General features: G+C 38.2%; 31 protein-coding genes. 25 read left to right on the forward strand and 6 right to left on the reverse strand.

The features are described 5' to 3' along the window. Positions 1–40: 40 nt before the first annotated feature. From IV87_RS03495 to IV87_RS03515, 5 genes are all read right to left on the reverse strand, one after another. Complete coding sequence (locus IV87_RS03495) at positions 41–1,210, reverse strand: tyrosine-type recombinase/integrase (protein ID WP_057805536.1); 1,170 nt, start codon at positions 1,208–1,210, stop codon at positions 41–43. 134 nt (positions 1,211–1,344) lie between these two features. Beyond that, positions 1,345–2,295: an Ltp family lipoprotein gene (locus tag IV87_RS11205; protein WP_057805538.1), complete on the reverse strand. Its 951-nt coding sequence runs from the start codon at positions 2,293–2,295 to the stop codon at positions 1,345–1,347. Between the two features lie 55 nt (positions 2,296–2,350). After that, complete coding sequence (locus tag IV87_RS03505; RefSeq protein ID WP_057805540.1) at positions 2,351–3,247, reverse strand: cell envelope integrity TolA family protein; 897 nt, start codon at positions 3,245–3,247, stop codon at positions 2,351–2,353. Positions 3,248–3,267: 20 nt separating this feature from the next. Continuing rightward, on the reverse strand, positions 3,268–3,657 hold the full coding sequence (locus tag IV87_RS03510) for an ImmA/IrrE family metallo-endopeptidase (RefSeq protein ID WP_057805542.1): 390 nt from the start codon (positions 3,655–3,657) through the stop codon (positions 3,268–3,270). Between the two features lie 5 nt (positions 3,658–3,662). After that, entirely contained in the window at positions 3,663–4,004 is a 342-nt protein-coding gene (locus tag IV87_RS03515) for a helix-turn-helix domain-containing protein (protein WP_057805544.1), read from the reverse strand. Positions 4,005–4,145: 141 nt separating this feature from the next. Between IV87_RS03515 and IV87_RS03520 the strand changes: the two genes are divergently transcribed. After that, positions 4,146–4,382 carry a helix-turn-helix domain-containing protein gene (locus tag IV87_RS03520; protein WP_057805546.1) on the forward strand — a complete coding sequence of 79 codons (237 nt, stop codon included), beginning with the start codon at positions 4,146–4,148 and terminating at the stop codon, positions 4,380–4,382. A 10-nt stretch (positions 4,383–4,392) separates the two neighbouring features. Further along, on the forward strand, positions 4,393–4,530 hold the full coding sequence (locus IV87_RS11030; protein WP_156407368.1) for a hypothetical protein: 138 nt from the start codon (positions 4,393–4,395) through the stop codon (positions 4,528–4,530). On the opposite strand, the gene IV87_RS11035 is transcribed toward IV87_RS11030, so the two are convergent. After that, positions 4,511–4,669 carry a hypothetical protein gene (locus tag IV87_RS11035; protein ID WP_156407369.1) on the reverse strand — a complete coding sequence of 53 codons (159 nt, stop codon included), beginning with the start codon at positions 4,667–4,669 and terminating at the stop codon, positions 4,511–4,513. The genes IV87_RS11030 and IV87_RS11035 overlap by 20 nt on opposite strands. 85 nt (positions 4,670–4,754) lie before the next feature. Between IV87_RS11035 and IV87_RS11040 the strand changes: the two genes are divergently transcribed. From IV87_RS11040 to IV87_RS03615, 23 genes are all read left to right on the forward strand, one after another. Continuing rightward, on the forward strand, positions 4,755–4,922 hold the full coding sequence (locus tag IV87_RS11040; protein ID WP_156407370.1) for a hypothetical protein: 168 nt from the start codon (positions 4,755–4,757) through the stop codon (positions 4,920–4,922). A 67-nt stretch (positions 4,923–4,989) separates the two neighbouring features. Beyond that, positions 4,990–5,445, forward strand: coding sequence for a hypothetical protein (locus IV87_RS03525; RefSeq protein ID WP_057805548.1), 456 nt, complete (start codon positions 4,990–4,992; stop codon positions 5,443–5,445). Beyond that, positions 5,442–5,753 (forward strand): hypothetical protein, encoded by a 312-nt coding sequence (locus IV87_RS03530; protein WP_057805550.1) that lies wholly within the window; start codon positions 5,442–5,444, stop codon positions 5,751–5,753. Before IV87_RS03525 ends, IV87_RS03530 begins: the two co-directional genes overlap by 4 nt. Positions 5,754–6,085: 332 nt before the next feature. Continuing rightward, positions 6,086–6,271 carry a hypothetical protein gene (locus IV87_RS03535; RefSeq protein ID WP_057805552.1) on the forward strand — a complete coding sequence of 62 codons (186 nt, stop codon included), beginning with the start codon at positions 6,086–6,088 and terminating at the stop codon, positions 6,269–6,271. Between the two features lie 3 nt (positions 6,272–6,274). Then, positions 6,275–7,063, forward strand: a complete 789-nt coding sequence (gene bet, locus IV87_RS03540; RefSeq protein WP_057805557.1) for a phage recombination protein Bet — start codon at positions 6,275–6,277, stop codon at positions 7,061–7,063. Next, positions 6,996–7,859 (forward strand): PD-(D/E)XK nuclease-like domain-containing protein, encoded by an 864-nt coding sequence (locus tag IV87_RS03545; protein ID WP_236698962.1) that lies wholly within the window; start codon positions 6,996–6,998, stop codon positions 7,857–7,859. Before bet ends, IV87_RS03545 begins: the two co-directional genes overlap by 68 nt. Before the next feature lie 11 nt (positions 7,860–7,870). Further along, a complete protein-coding gene (locus IV87_RS03550) occupies positions 7,871–8,716 on the forward strand; it encodes a DnaD domain protein (protein WP_057805559.1) in 846 nt (281 codons plus the stop codon). A 12-nt stretch (positions 8,717–8,728) separates the two neighbouring features. Next, positions 8,729–9,382, forward strand: a complete 654-nt coding sequence (locus IV87_RS03555) for a putative HNHc nuclease (RefSeq protein ID WP_057805561.1) — start codon at positions 8,729–8,731, stop codon at positions 9,380–9,382. A gap of 5 nt (positions 9,383–9,387) precedes the next feature. Beyond that, complete coding sequence (locus IV87_RS03560) at positions 9,388–9,708, forward strand: hypothetical protein (RefSeq protein WP_057805562.1); 321 nt, start codon at positions 9,388–9,390, stop codon at positions 9,706–9,708. A gap of 3 nt (positions 9,709–9,711) precedes the next feature. Further along, on the forward strand, positions 9,712–9,879 hold the full coding sequence (locus tag IV87_RS11045; RefSeq protein WP_156407371.1) for a hypothetical protein: 168 nt from the start codon (positions 9,712–9,714) through the stop codon (positions 9,877–9,879). Further along, positions 9,869–10,066: a hypothetical protein gene (locus IV87_RS03565; RefSeq protein WP_057805564.1), complete on the forward strand. Its 198-nt coding sequence runs from the start codon at positions 9,869–9,871 to the stop codon at positions 10,064–10,066. Before IV87_RS11045 ends, IV87_RS03565 begins: the two co-directional genes overlap by 11 nt. Before the next feature lie 3 nt (positions 10,067–10,069). Beyond that, a complete protein-coding gene (locus tag IV87_RS03570; protein WP_057805565.1) occupies positions 10,070–10,432 on the forward strand; it encodes a hypothetical protein in 363 nt (120 codons plus the stop codon). Next, the gene (locus IV87_RS03575; protein ID WP_143053144.1) at positions 10,416–10,712 is read left to right on the forward strand and encodes a hypothetical protein; all 297 of its coding nucleotides are present in this window, start codon (positions 10,416–10,418) and stop codon (positions 10,710–10,712) included. The genes IV87_RS03570 and IV87_RS03575 overlap by 17 nt, the downstream gene beginning before the upstream one ends. Before the next feature lie 5 nt (positions 10,713–10,717). After that, positions 10,718–10,930, forward strand: coding sequence for a hypothetical protein (locus IV87_RS03580; protein ID WP_057805568.1), 213 nt, complete (start codon positions 10,718–10,720; stop codon positions 10,928–10,930). Next, complete coding sequence (locus IV87_RS03585) at positions 10,927–11,181, forward strand: hypothetical protein (protein WP_057805570.1); 255 nt, start codon at positions 10,927–10,929, stop codon at positions 11,179–11,181. The genes IV87_RS03580 and IV87_RS03585 overlap by 4 nt, the downstream gene beginning before the upstream one ends. Then, complete coding sequence (locus IV87_RS03590) at positions 11,153–11,608, forward strand: DUF1064 domain-containing protein (RefSeq protein WP_156407372.1); 456 nt, start codon at positions 11,153–11,155, stop codon at positions 11,606–11,608. Before IV87_RS03585 ends, IV87_RS03590 begins: the two co-directional genes overlap by 29 nt. Continuing rightward, entirely contained in the window at positions 11,605–11,832 is a 228-nt protein-coding gene (locus IV87_RS03595; RefSeq protein WP_057805574.1) for a hypothetical protein, read from the forward strand. Before IV87_RS03590 ends, IV87_RS03595 begins: the two co-directional genes overlap by 4 nt. Positions 11,833–11,842: 10 nt before the next feature. Beyond that, positions 11,843–11,977 carry a hypothetical protein gene (locus IV87_RS11285; RefSeq protein WP_258390187.1) on the forward strand — a complete coding sequence of 45 codons (135 nt, stop codon included), beginning with the start codon at positions 11,843–11,845 and terminating at the stop codon, positions 11,975–11,977. 97 nt (positions 11,978–12,074) lie between these two features. Then, positions 12,075–12,536, forward strand: coding sequence for an ArpU family phage packaging/lysis transcriptional regulator (locus IV87_RS03600; protein ID WP_057805576.1), 462 nt, complete (start codon positions 12,075–12,077; stop codon positions 12,534–12,536). Between the two features lie 543 nt (positions 12,537–13,079). Further along, on the forward strand, positions 13,080–13,358 hold the full coding sequence (locus tag IV87_RS03605; protein ID WP_057805578.1) for a hypothetical protein: 279 nt from the start codon (positions 13,080–13,082) through the stop codon (positions 13,356–13,358). Continuing rightward, entirely contained in the window at positions 13,342–13,509 is a 168-nt protein-coding gene (locus tag IV87_RS11050) for a hypothetical protein (RefSeq protein ID WP_156407373.1), read from the forward strand. Before IV87_RS03605 ends, IV87_RS11050 begins: the two co-directional genes overlap by 17 nt. A 38-nt stretch (positions 13,510–13,547) precedes the next feature. Next, the gene (locus tag IV87_RS03610; protein ID WP_057805580.1) at positions 13,548–14,141 is read left to right on the forward strand and encodes a terminase small subunit; all 594 of its coding nucleotides are present in this window, start codon (positions 13,548–13,550) and stop codon (positions 14,139–14,141) included. Continuing rightward, positions 14,134–15,444, forward strand: coding sequence for a PBSX family phage terminase large subunit (locus IV87_RS03615; RefSeq protein WP_057805582.1), 1,311 nt, complete (start codon positions 14,134–14,136; stop codon positions 15,442–15,444). The genes IV87_RS03610 and IV87_RS03615 overlap by 8 nt, the downstream gene beginning before the upstream one ends. Positions 15,445–15,461 lie beyond the last annotated feature (17 nt).

Consider the following 15,461-nt stretch of genomic DNA (forward strand, 5'->3'; position numbering starts at 1 on the left):
TTCATCTTCGCTAATATACGTGGGGGATTGTTGTGGGGGATTAAATTTTATTGCTAACACCTTTGAAGACCCGTAGGATACTGTCTTGGTTTGGCTGCGCATAATAGTTAGTCATATCGATGTGGGAGTGTCCCAGCCATCTCATGATGCTTGTATCAGATAATTTCTGATCTTTGGCCAAGGTCGCAAAATAATGCCGTAATTTGTGTGGATTAATTCTAATCCCAGACTGATCACTAACTTTGTTAAACATTCGGTCGACTGTCATTGCTGATAGTGGCTTACCACGTTTCAAAGAAACGGCCACAAAATCGTTTTGCAAAATCGTTTGTTTGTGTTTGATTCTTATCTTTTTTGATTCGTCCAACATATCGTGAATGATTTGGCACATATCTCCATTAACCACTATTGTACGATAAGCAGCACGTGTTTTAAGTCCAGTTCCATCTTTTTCTACCGGATTGCGTGCAGTATCAAATTTGATGGCGCAGCTTTCAATGCCTTTATCTCGAGAAAATTCAAAAGAGTTAAATCGTAATCCCATTAATTCCTCACGCCGCTCACCTAGAGTTAACATTCGCACAAGTGCAAAATAGAAGGGCGGTAGTATGTTTTGTGCCGTTTCTATCCATTTCTGATAGTCACTATCTTCGATTGTCTGATTCTTAGCCGGTTTACCACCAATAATTTCGATACGTTTTAATTTATTCTTATTGATAACGTCAAATGTTTCTGCATTATTCAAGATCATCTGCATCACGTGATTAACTGTTTGAATCATCGAACGAGAATAGCCATCATCAATTTTGGAGTTAATTAAATCTTGATAACGTCTTCGATCAATTTTATCAAGTGGAGTATTACCAAACGTAGGTTTCAAATGATTGTCGAAAATTCGCTTGTAATTATCATAACTAATTTTTCTCCACTGCTTTGTTTTTAATTTTTCATTACTAAGCTTTTCAAAGTATTGTGAGAGCGTCTCATTTTGCCGTCTTCCTGTCGGTAGAGTATTATTGTATAACTTATCCTCAAATGCTTTCAACACGGCAGAAGCGTCCTCACGGCTTTGAAATCCACTACGTGTGAACTCTGGATGTGAATGTTCAAAATCGGTATAGTGCCGTCTGATGCCATAACGTTTGCCTTTCTGTGTCTGATACTCGTAGATATTGGGGTAACGCTTAAGTAGTTTCCATTTTTGTGTCATAGCAAATTAGCTCCTTTGTGAAGTTTCAGTTCCAAAAATCAAACATATGTTCTTTTTTGTGTTAAATAAAAGCCCAAGTAAGGGCATTTATTTTTTAATATTTAAATTTCTTTCCGCAATTCATGCAGATCATATTACTTTAAGTGATTAACAGCATACTGAGCTTGTTCAGGAGTAAATTGTTCACCAGACGAGGATGACAATTGTTCTCTGATATCTGACTTCGACATATCCATATCCTGATAATCTTTTGCCTTATTTAATGCATTCTCATTCCAATTAACATCCGTCAGGTGATTAACAGCATACTGAGCCTGTGAAGCCGTAAACTGTTCACCAGATGAAGACGAAAGCTGATCAATGATACCTTGTTTCGACATATCCATAGAATTAGCATAATTTTCTGCTTTATCCAAGGCATTTTTGTTCCAGTTAACGTCTTTTAAATTATTTAATGCGTATTGTGCTGCCGCTTCAGAAAAGCCTTCACCACTATTTGAGGTTAGTTGATCATGTAACCCTTGCTCAGATAAATCCATAGTGGTTGCATATTCCTCGGCTTTATTAAGTGCAGAGGCATATTCAGTAGGAACATTCTTTTTAGACTTAGAAGATGAGTTAGTAGAAGAACTTTCTTTTTGACGCGAACTAGAATCGGTCTTTGGTTCTGATGATTCCTTAGCTTTTACAACAGGTTTGTTACTTTCTTTTTTCTGTTTAATAGCCATGTTAAGTTCCTTTTTTAATGAATTTTTCTTAGATTTTCTTGTTATTTTTGAAAGTGCTAATTTTGCTTTAGCAAAATCGGATTGAGGGGACTGATTATTAAGCGCATCAATTAATTTTTGAGCTTTGCTTTCACGGGATTTCTCCGCATTACTGACTGTTTGATTTGATGAACTTGCAACCGAATGATGATTAATCATAGGAAAGCTGAATAATACAATAACAATTAAGCATCCTATAATCCAGTGCCAACCAGTCTTTTTCTTAGTTTTGTCCTTACTTTTAGTATCATCCCAATTGCCTAAAATCAAAAAAATACAAAAAATTAATAACAACCATCCTAATATTTTTATGAACATTTTTACTCCTCCAAAATTTTAGTGTTTAATCTTTACCTACAACTCATAGTAATTTTTAGTCTGCATCAAATTTGAACCCTCCAAATAGAGAAGTATGTGCAATTCTATTACCAGCACCATCTTCAATAGTAATGCGTTCATAGTTCTCGTACTTGCTAGGGAAGGGCGTGTAATTGCCAACAATCCTGTTGCCTGTATTCCAAGCTGATCTAGCGACAGTTTTTAAGCTATTACTATTTAAACTCATGGCATCATCATTTAGAACAAAGACGGTTACTTCACTAGTATTATCTAGGTAAGCATCAGTAATAGCGTTTTTTGTTTTGCTAGGTACGGTGCTTAAAAATGTTTTGTAGTCAGTAAAATTTTTTTGTATTTGCTTATTTTTAGCCTTTTTCAAACTAGCTTTTTCCGCTTTTTTAGAAGCAGATCTTGCAGACTTGGCAGCTTTGCTTTCTTTTTTAGCGTTTATTTTGCTTTCTTTTTTTGCCTTACTTTCGGCTCTAGATGCTTTCTTATCCTTTGCCCTTTTTTCGGAGGCAATTTTTGCTTTACTTTCCTTTTTTGCCTTCACTTTTTTAGAGCTTTCATCTTTAGAGGCACTCTTAGCCTTGGCTTTACTTTCCGAAACACTGTTTGCGTGTTTTTCTTCTTCAGCCTTAACCTTGCGTTTCGACCGAGCGTTTTTAGATGCTTCTTTTTCACTTGCTTTTTTGCTAGACTCAATTCTGGCTTCTTTTTTATCTGCCGCGATATCCGCTTTAGTTTCTTTATAGGTAGAAACCAGAGCAAACCCGATAATCAAGAATATCAAACTAATTCCAATTTTTTTAAATCCTTTATGCGAATTGCTATGTTTAAGTTTCCCAATAAATTTCATGATTAATTGCCAGACAATATATGCAAATGACGCAATAACAACAAAAAATCCTATATAGCTTAACCAGTTCATATGAAACTTCCTCCAAAGTGTTAGTTTTCCTTAATTTTGTAAACTTCTCCTGCCTCGTGAAGATAGGTAATCTTAATGCCTAGTTCGTCGGCAACCTCGTAATCATCATCATAATCTTGTTTTTTAAAATGGTTGATCGCAGACTTGGTAACCAAATGCTTTAATCCCCAAACACGAGCACGATATTCTTGCTTAAGGTCGCTTTGAGAAGAATATCGGCTAATATCGCCGACAGTTGTCTCATAATGACCAAGTTCTTCATATAGTATTGGCACTAATTCATCTTCTGATTTGTTGGCATCAAGCAGAATTATATTCCTATAAATGTAACCACCCAGTTCATTATCCATGACAACGTACTCAACCTTAAGTTCTGGATAGTTTTTCATAATCTCATCAATTCTATCCATGGCAGTTACTCCTTATGTCTGTCTTCCTCGCGATCAATTCGTTTCTTTTGGAATTCAATAAAATCATAAACCGCTTTACGTTGTTCAGGGGTCATATCCTTAAGATCCTTATCTAGATGAGCTGCTGCAAGAACTTCTTCGTGTTTATCGTTCGTGCGGCCGAGTAGATAATCTACAGTGACATCAAATAAATTTGCAAGGTTAACAAGATCATTGTCTTTAATTGCACGCTGATCTGTTTCCCACATTCCTATTGTGCTGGGACTGACATGAGCAGCTTTTGCTAATTCGCTTTGGCTCATTTTTTTCTGCAATCGTAATTCAGCTATTCTTTGGCCTTTAGTCATACTCTTCACTCCTTGTATATATGTATAGCTTACTATCACTAACAGTGAAAAGAAACAAATTATAAATATTTTCACTATAAGTGTTGACTTTCACTCCTAGTGGTTATATGATATTCACATAGAGTGAAAGGAGGCTTTTAAATGAATAATCTTAAAAAAGAACGTTTAAAAAATAAATTAACTCAAAAACAAGCAGCAGAATCTATAGGAATCAGTTATTCAATGCTTTCTAAGGTAGAAACTGATAACAAAGTTCCATCTAAGGAAACTATGGAAAAATTTGCTAATTTCTATAGCAAAACGGTTGACTATCTTTTTTTTGAGTCACCAATCACGGAGAGTGAAAAAGAAATCAATTCTATCAAGCAAAAAGTTTAGGAGTGATCAAATGAAACTAACGATTGAAGGATCTGTATCCGATATTCAAAAAGTGCTCCAAACTATCGGAAGTAGCAAGGGGCACAAGATTGGAACTGTAACTCTATGTGGTGACGCAATTGAAAAAACTAATCATGATTCTCGTTAAATTTATTTAGTGCTTTTTTATAAACGTCCTCATAAGTTGCTAATGCATCAACATCAAAACCATTAGATGTTTTAGCTGAAATAAGTCCACTTACTACAGCACATGCCAAATCATTAGCACGTTGTTCATTATCAGTCATTATTATTCACCTCCTTCAAGATAATTATACCTTGTGGGGTGATTAACAGTATTAAATTTTCAAAGAACGAAAGGAGATGATTTTCATGAATAAACAAGAATTAATCAGAAAAGTTGTTGAAAGTGATGACCGCTACAAGGGTCGTGAGGCTTTCCTATCCGAATTAAGCGAAATGGGCTTGAAAGGCTTGCTTAAGATTCATCGAGACAATGCCCATCAAGAAATTCAAGATTCACTCGCAACTATCTTTTAACTATATTTTAATTCGTGGCACTGTGAGAAAAAATCCCACCAAGTTCACATTGAAGGGAAGTGAATTTATGCAAGAAGAATTAAAGAAGGCATTGCGTGAAGTTTTGAAGCGAAAAGACATTCGTAACTATGAACTAGCTGATTCAATGCACACCACAGCAACGAACGTTTCAAATTGGTTATCAGATACACGACCAATTCCGGATCATGTATTGTTGGAATTACCAACAGTGATTAATGATTTTTGGTTCGGTGTTCAATGGAGCTGTTTATTATTCAAAATTGATTTGATTACTGATAATCCATATTCACGGCAGGTTTTGGCACAGCAAATCAGAGCCAACAGCGAAGAGTTAGACCGCAAAGCTTTAGAGACAAAGGCAGAGGGAATAAGAAGTAAGCAACGTAGTTTATGGACAGCTGATGAAATTGCGTTCATGAAGAAATACCACAAAGAAAAGCAAGAAGAAATTCAAGCAGAGATCCAATCTTTTGCGGCTGATGAACAGGAGGTAATGGCATGACAAATTTAGAAGATATCCACGTTAAGGCCGAGCTTAGTGATGAGAGTGTAAATGCAATTGTCAATAAATTGTTCAAGTTGATGGTTAGCCAAAAAGCTAGAGAAGAAGTTGACAAGGGAAAAGATGATGTTATTACCCAAGCAGTACTCTGTAAAGAAGAACTGCATTGTTCGCCAGCCACGTTTAACAAATGGTACCGAATTGATTTTCCATGGTATCCAAAAGGATCAGCACGTGTTTATCACAGAAGCGATGTTAAGCCTTGGCAAAACGCACATAAACAGGTTTTAGAAAAACATCAAATTTAGGAGGAAGTCAGCATGATTGGATTTTTTACATTGTTTGGTTTAGCAATCGGTGCTTTATGTTTATTGAGCTTTGATGCCGGACGTAGGCATGAAAAATGGATCAATGATGAGATTGGAGGCAATCACAAATGAGCTTTTTTACATTTTTTGGATTTTTAGCCACAGGGTTTTTGATAGACGAATTTGTCAGATTTGGAATGAACGAAACAAGTATTTTTACACACAAAAAAAGTGCAACCAACAGCCGCCAAGCAGAGTTGCACAATCACTATAACAACGCATAGATTAAATATCTATGCCTCAATTATACATCACGAAATGAGGCAATGACAATGAAAGTAGAAGATCTAACAGATGATGAAGTCATTCGAACAGCTTTTGAAACATTGAATGATAAAGAAATGTACGACGCTGTTGCCGATTTTGCGGACGACATCTACATGAACGGCACAATTAAAGAACGCGGATTACTTGCATCATATATGCAAGGCGCTCTGGAAGAACACGGGGAGGACTAATTTATGGCTAATGAATTGTTAGATAAGCCGATTGAGTACGAAGTGAACGGTGAACAAGTCAAGCTCTCAGGTAATATGGTTAAACAGTTTCTTGTCAGTGGGCAAGGCAATGTATCAGATCAAGAAGTTGTGATGTTTCTGCAGCTTTGCCGGTACCAGCATTTGAATCCATTCTTGAATGAAGCATATCTAGTCAAGTTCGGATCTAATCCTGCACAAATTATTGTTTCTAAAGAAGCATTCATGAAACGGGCAGAAAATAATAAACATTATCGTGGCTTTAAAGCTGGGGTAATTGTTACTAGAGGCGAAGACATTAAGTATTTACCAGGGGCTATCAAGTTACCTAAGGACGTTCTAATTGGTGGTTGGGCAGAAGTGAAACGTAACGATCGAGATGAACCTGTGCGTACAGAAATCAGCATGAGTGAATTCAGCAAGAGCCAAGCAACATGGAAGTCAATGCCAATGAATATGATTCGTAAGACGGCCATTGTTAACTGCTTACGTGAGGCGTTCCCTGAAACGTTAGGAGCATTGTACACCGAAGACGATAAACCGCCGGTAACTAGCCATCAGACAAAAACTGTTGAAGTCGAAGAAACACCAGCAAGTGAAACTACCACTGATTTGTTAAAAGGATTCCACAAGGCACAGAAAAAAGCTGACAAAGCAAGTAAAGAAATCGATCAACCAAAAACTAAAGATTCAGAGGTGAAACCAGATGACAATAATGCTGAAGAAAGCAGTCAAGAGCCGCCCGTTGAACAAGGAGAACTATTACACAAATGAAATGGCTAAGCGTTACATGTCCAATTCCGTTTATCAATATTTTCTCAAGTGTGAAGCGAATGCATTGTTTAACTTAGAAAATCCGTCGATTGATGAAGAACCTGCAACACCGTTACTAGTTGGCAATTATGTTCATTCTTATTTTGAATCAGTTGAATCACATGAGAGTTTTGTTAACAAATACAGCCAGTTCAAAAATAGTTCTGGAAAAGTAAAAGACCTGATTCATACGAAAAAAGGACTGCGTTCAGACTTTCAAACGGCAGAAAACATGATTAAGCGATTAGATGATGATGATCTATTTCAATATTTCTACAACGACGAAGACTGTGAGAAAGAATCAATTGTTACGGGAAACATGTTCGGAGTTCCTTGGAAAGGCAAAATTGATAGTTTGAATGTTCAAAAAGGTTATTTCTGTGATATCAAAACAGTTGATGATCTCAATAAAAAGCATTGGTCTGTTGATGATCATCAATGGGTATCGTTTTTCAAGGATCGCCATTATGCCACCCAGATGGGCATGTACAAAAAGATGTTACAGGGTATGTATCACAAGCCGTTTTCCTGCTATGTATTCGCGGTAGATAAAACCCAAGGAAACGGATTAGCAGCCATAGAAGTACCGTTTGAAGACATGACAGAGGCAGTAACGAGTGTTGAAGAACATTTGCCAAGAGTAGTACAGGTAGAAAAGCACGAAGCCGAGCCTACAAGATGCGAGCATTGCGAGTATTGCAAATCTACTCGTCAGCTAACTGGATTTATCACTGATCCAGAAGAATTAATTTACTAGGAGGTGGCACATTGAACTATATTCAGCAGATTCGAGCGTTTGACGATTTTAAGCTATATAAAGCAAGGCTGTCCGCTGGTCAGATAGCTTTATGGCACGCATTGATGTCCATAAACAACAAGACTAGCTGGCAGGAATGGTTTACTGCTGCGAATGTAACGCTTGAATCATTGTCCGGATTATCACGTTCAGGAATCCTCAAGAACCGAAATATTTTAAAGCAATTGGAATTAATTGACTTTAAAACGAACGGTCGAAAAGCCACTTCTTATCATGTTTGCACACTTTATACGTCAGATAGCAAGCATGAAAGTAATCAAAGTAGTAAGCATAGTAGTACGCAAGACAGTACGCATACTAGTAAGCATGAAAGTAACACATTAACTAAACATAAACTAAACGAAACTAAACAATATGAAGAAGGCACGGTCTCACCAAATTCATTTGAGACATGGGAAAATCTTTGGGGATTTCCTAATGCAATTGTTCAACAAGACTTTGAACATTGGCGAGCTGATTTTTCGGAAGACATGATTATCTATGCAATAACCGAAGCCGGTAAACGTGATGTGCAGTCAAAAGGTGCTGATCGGTACATTGACAAAGTTCTAGATGGCTGGAAAGAACGCAAAATCACAACCATTGAACAGGCAAAAGAGGCAGCTGCTAAGCATCAAGAACTGATGAAGTCCCAGTACAGCAAACCAAACTGGCGTCAGAGAACGCCTGTGCAGAAGGAAACTCTTCCAGATTGGGCAAAATCCGATTATGAAGTGACAGATACAATGGCTGATGCAAAAACACAACAAGAATTCAACGAACGTTTGGCAAAACTACGGAGCAAACGGAGCAGCTAAGGAGGTTCAACAATGATTTTAAACGGCAAAATCAACAGAATAGCTGGTAATAAGGTCATTGTTGAACTCAATGACTTACCAGACTTGCGAAAGGTTTCTAAGCTGTCAAATGGCAAACAGCCCAGTGTTGAAATCGACCTGGAAGATGGTCGTACTATCACGCCTGCACAGCGGGCTAAGGCATGGGCACTTATGAACGATATCTGTGATTGGTCAGGCTATATGCCACTTGAGATTGAACAGATTATGAAAGTGAGATATACGGTTCAAACTAATACCAAGTATTTCTTAATGCATGATTGTTCAGTAGAGACGGCAACGCGGTTTATTGAGAGCATTATCAACTTTTGTTTTAACAACGATATTCCGTTTAAAACCAAGACCTGGGATCTAATCAAAAATAGTTATCCAATCATGATTCAGTGCCTCCGTCATCGACGTTGCTGCATTTGCGGAAAGCCGGCGGACATTGCGCACTATGAAACGGTTGGTATGGGACGCAATAGACGACATATTGACCATTCGGAATATCATTTTATGGCTCTATGCCGTAAGCATCACGAAGAACAGCACACGATTGGAATTTTAACATTTTGCCGAAAATATCAGTTAAAACCAATCAAGTTAAGCGATGATGATCGCAAATCACTAAGAATAGGCGGGTGAAAAATATGGCAGATTCAGTCAGTACTTACGTAGCACACCACAGTGGCGGCAGTAATTTTAATCAAAGTCAATTTAATATTGCACCAATCAGCAACGGCATCAAACTAGAAAAAGCGAATATTCCTAAAAATCTCAAGGCTGGTTCACTGGTTTATCAGAACGCGTTTGATGGTCAACCACAGGTAACCGGTCGCATTCTCAAGTTTTACAACAACTCAGCTTTGATCACGATTGAAAGTAGTGAAACGTTTAACGAGCTTGAACTACGTGAGATGAATTACCGCACGGTGATCAGTTACAGTCATATCCGTAAGATGGGTGTGTGATTTATGGATGGAAGATTAAATAGGCGTGAGGCCGAGCAATATCTATTCAAGGTGACTGGGTTGGACATTGCGGCGCTTGGAGGATTAGCCGAAGAAAAATATACAAAACACAAATTAAATCAGTTAGTTACAGACCTGGTCAAGCACAAGGAGAGCAAACATGAAGAATAATTTGAGATTAATTCTAGCCGAACGGCATATGCCTGTTTGCCGGCTTGCAAAAGAAATCAATGTAAAGCCAAGACGTCTATACCGTATTACTAGATGGCAGAGCAAACGTATTGAACCGAATTTACTTTTAAAAATAATGGGCTGTTTAGAAACCACAGCTAATGAGTTTTTTGGAATTGAGGGATGAAAAATGACATTTGAGGAAGCAATGAAAAACATATACGGATGGACTATTGAAAAAGATGAAGCAGTGCCACCCAAGATGGATTTACCGAGTTGCGTAAAGGAACGTATCAAATGGGCTCTTCCAGAGGGAGAAAACGGGCTAACCTTTATAGGCACAATGCAAAGCATCTTTGCTTATGATGAAGGGAAAGCTAAACGTGATTGGAATATGGGCGCTGCAGCCGAATGGCTACCAGTATCAGAAGACTTCATCAAATGGAGAGACCAAACGCCTTTGACAGAGTTGCAAATTGCAGTTGAACTTATTTATGGTTCGGAAGAAAACGATGAATTGGAACGGGAGGAAAGCAATGATGAAGTTTCATAAGAAGGACGTGACCATCACCGAGACAGTCGGTAATTCGGCTGGAGTGACGATGAAATTTCGTAGAAAAGATGCGATCATTGCCGAACAATTTGACGGCACACCTGAAATGACAAAAAAGTATGATTTATTACAGCCATTTGCAGACCAAGGCTATCTTAGATATTATCTCAATTTTCAAGTTGTTCATAAAAACGATTGGCTTGTATATGACGGCGGGCTTATTCCGCAAATTTTGTCAGATAAAACCTTCAACGAAATGTATGAGCCAGTTAAGGACTGATTTTCATGAGAAAGAAAAACGACTATGCAGTTTATAAAGGTGATACATTCTTGTTTCTGGGCACCGCCGAGGAATGTGCAGAATACTTTAACGTAAAAATTGAATCCATTAAGTTTCTGTCAACACCGTCTGGTCGTGCAAGATATGCAAAACGGAAAAGACAAGATAAAGCAATTACGGTAGTCAATATTGGACCAGATGAGGAGGAAAAAGAATGAATAAAGATATAAAACGTAAAGTTCAAAATTACATCGATAATGTAATTCTTCCAGATGATATCGACGGAATGGATGGCACTAAAACGGCTGGGATGATCTCAAGTGGATTGATTGACTGGATTGAAGACACGTCAAACGTTGATCTCTGGAAGCCAACCGACTTAACTAAGGCAATCATGGGGCACCAAGAAGAGTTTACCAAAATGGTCAAGGATTCGTTTATTGCACTCGCTAATGACCCAATCATCTAGGGTATTCAGATATCCAACGGGAGTTATCCCGTTACATAAAGAAGAGCTAGTAAAACCAGCCAAGAAGAAGCCTAGCAAGTATCACAACCGTAAGCAGTTGTACGACGAAATTGAATTCGATTCGTTAGCAGAAATTGCCTACTACAAGTTGTTGAGAATTCAGAAGGCAGATTTTAAATATCACCAATCATTTGAAATTTGCCCGGCATTCAAAATTAACGGTAAAGCAAAACGGCATCGCGTCTATACCCCAGATTTCACGATTTATGAGGGTAATGAATTGATCAAGGCCATTGACATTAAAGGGATGAAAACGACGGCAGACGCAAGCTTACGCATGAATCTGTTCGAGTACAAATACAACGTACCTGTAATGATTGCTAGGTACGATCGTAAAACACAAGAATTCAAGGAGAAATTAGCATGAACCAAGAAAAAGAAGGACTGCCATCAAGTGTTGAAGCATTTTTAATGAATCACAATATAGCGGTCAAACAGTACAAGATTCGAAAAACGGTAATTTACTTTAAAGATACGAAAAATGTAACTTATCGGTATTTTAAAAATAATCACATTTTACAGAGTTTTGTTAATAAGGATTGGCACGACTTGATTAGAAGTGAAGACACAAAGGACATTAGCTTATTTTAGAGGAGATCTTATGAGGGAATATATGCAGGGCATTTTGGACATTATCGGCGCTGGTTGTGGCTGTTCGGTGATTCTTTTAGCAGCAGCTGGAATTATTATGTTACTGGTCAAGTCCATCACGTTACTTTGGCAATTGATATTTTAGACAGCAAAAAAGCCGATACCTAAAGATACCAGCTTCCTCGATATAGTTGGACCACTCAACTTCAATTATATCACGGAACACAGGGGAGTGGCGACTTTTGGAAAAAGATTATCCTAACTGGTATCTGCATAGTTTATCAGTTGATTTAGGTAAAACGGCTGTCAATGTTAAGCGATTTTTTAAAAAAGAATATCCTCGTATGTGCAGAGTTGCCGGCATAAATCCTGCTTCGATCAAGTCGCCCTCCATGGACGGCATGCCTAAGAGCGAAGGCTTTGGTAATTCGGCCGAGGAAAAAGTAGTAGATCATCTCGGCAAGTTAGAACAGGTTGAATTAGTACTTAAGGCGATTCGTTATTGTGATGCTACGTCACAGTTTATCTTGATTGAAAGCTTAATTCAGCATAAGAGCAACGATATTGTATCGGATGAGTTAGGCTACATGAATTCACGATTCAGCGACTACAAGACATATGCATTACAAGCGTTCGCAGATTCTTACGAAGGTATTGCGAATGTTGACTTGCACGTCTATGACGAAGAAAAAATAAAATCGTAATTTTATCGGATTTTTATCGGAATTATTTCGGAATTTTATCGGAAAAACATCGGACATATTGCGCTTAAAACGGGGTTATATTGGTAATATCGAAAGATTAAGCAACTGGTGTTCAAGTCCATTTTATATCTACCTCCTTTCTAAATAATTGACGATTACAAGTTTTACAAACGAACAATCTTTCGAGGCACTGTCGTCGTTTAATTCGGTAAGACGGAAAATGCGGGTTCGAATCCCGTCGGCAGTATTGAGATAGCTACAGTCACTAAGACGTATGTGTGGCCGTACACAATCGTAACTATCTCGTATCGAGTGGCGGAATAGGTAGACGCAAGGCAAGGTATTGAACAGACGCACGCAGTCATGGACAGTCATTCAATACTATGTGTGGTGCAAATCCACACTTCGATATTGGTTTTTGTGAGGAGAATCTAATTGATAGTTACCCACGAATAAGTATCAATTTGGATCTCTGGTTAAGACCAACAAGTTAGACGGGAAACCGTCTTTTTTTGTTGCGTTAATTTTAAGGAGGAAAACAAGATGGAAACGAGTAATACGAATGATCATACAATCAAATCAACTGACGGTGCTCCAATTTACCAGTATAAGGGTTCTCATGCAAAGAAGGACTTTGATGTTAGGAAGGACGGGATTATGGGTGTGAATCTCAACGGCAATAAGGTTGAGTTAGATGATGGAATGCTACCAGATGTTATTGCCAGCTTGCGAGCACAAGTTGCTGATCTTTTCGGAACAGTTAGTAAACTTGAAACAACCATTACAGAGCTAAGAAGTGATGATTATGATAAATACAAATAAGTATGGATATGTAAGTCGCACAGAAGCACGTATTTTTGGTGAACTTGATCGTAAGCCTAAGAAATCACGCCACCAATACGATCATAAGAAAGACCATTTCAAGGGTTCAGGGTTCGTGAAGACACAAGTGAGACACTACGACCATAATTAATAATTAAATTTGAACACATGGAGGTGTGGTGATATGTAATGAAGCGAAAATTAACGGCAAAACAGAAAAAGTTTGCCAATGAATTCATTAAAACTAACAACGCCTATCAATCGGCTATAAACGCAGGCTACGCAAAGGGTACAGCTCGGAACGCAACTAAACAATTACTGGAAAATACTGGAATTCATGAATATATCATTAAAAAGACTGGCAACGTTGAAAAGCGTGAGTCTGACGAAGCTGACGAAGTGCTAAAAAACATCTATCGAATTGCTGCTGGTAAGCCTATCAAACGCGATTTTGTTCAAACCGACAACTTAAAAAAAGAAATTGCTTTGAGAGGCGTAAAAAAGGGATCTAAGCCAACAGCTACTATGAGATCTGGATATGAAACGAATGAGACCTCTATAACGCCAGCTGCTACCAAGGAGCAAGTAGCCGCAGCTGAACTGTGGTTCAAACTAAATGGTAAGCTCAAAAATGATAGTAAAGAGGTCGAAAAGCAAAAAATTCGCAAGCTTGAAGCAGATGCTGATATAGCCAAATTTAAAGCTAAAATGCTCATGGGTGATACAGATGGCATTGATAAGACGGTAATTCTAGACGATTTAGAAGGTGATCAAGATGAGTGAAATTAAGATTAGTCAACTTGTTAATCCTCACTTCTCTAAGTTGTGGAATACTAAGCGACCTTATGTGATTGCTAAGGGTGGCCGTGGGTCATTCAAGTCATCAACGATTAGCTTAAAACTGGTTATGATGCTTAAAAAACAAGCCCAGTTTGGCCATAAAGCTAACGTGATCTGTATTCGTGAGAATCAAACCAATTTACGTGATTCGGTCTTCGGACAAATTCAGTGGGCAATTGGTATGCTGCACATGTCTAATGAGTTTAAGAGCACGACAAGCCCAATGCACATCACACACATTACTTCTGGCAATACGTTTTACTTTTATGGTGCGAATGATCCTGAACGTTTGAAGTCTAACACAGTGCCTAATGTGATTGGACTCTGGTACGAAGAAGCTGCTAACTTCAAGAGCGCCGAAGTATTCGATGAGACGAACCCGACATTTATCCGTAACAAATCGCCGTGGGTTAATGACGTTAAGATATATTATTCATACAACCCGCCTAGGAATCCGTACGATTGGATCAACGAGTGGATAACGGACAATGAGAGCGATTCAGACTATCTAATTGATACTTCGACTTATCTTGATGACAAACTTAATATCACGACTGATCAGCAGCTTAAGTTGATTGAGAAGTACAAAAAGAACGACTTCGATTATTATCGTTGGCTGTATCTGGGCGAGCCAGTTGGATTAGGTACCAATATTTACAACATGAATTTATTTCATAAATGGAATTCTATCCCAGATGATGACCGGATTCGTGCTATTTATTTCTCGCAAGATAGTGGGCAAGAAGTATCAGCAACCACCGAATCGTGCTTTGGCTTGACCACGCAGGGCAATGTGGTGTTGTTGAACACCTATTACTACAGCCCAGTTAAGAAGGTCAACAAGAAAGCACCAAGTGAGTTTGTAGAGGACTTATACAAGTTCGAGAATGACTGTATTAATGAATGGGGCATGTATCCAGTCAAACGTTCAGCTGATTCGGCCACGTCTGATTTTGCCTTAGATCATCAATATTTTTTGAAGTATGGCAATCATTGGCATCACGTGGCCAAGAAAAAGAAAACACAAATGATTGATAACGTTCAAAACTTACTCGCCCAGGGTAGGTTTTTTTATTTGGCAAAGCCTGAGAATGATATTTTCATAGACGAAAATAGACGCTATCAATGGGATGCAGATACATTACAGAGTGATGATCCTAAGGTAATCAAGGAGCACGACCATACTTGCGATTCATTTCAGTATTTTGTGTTAGACAATTTAAGAGATTTAGGCCTCAAATTCTAGGGGGTGGATGATATTCA

Origin of the sequence: Pediococcus ethanolidurans (genome assembly GCF_001437405.1) — a bacterium.
Taxonomy (GTDB): Bacteria; Bacillota; Bacilli; order Lactobacillales; family Lactobacillaceae; genus Pediococcus; species Pediococcus ethanolidurans.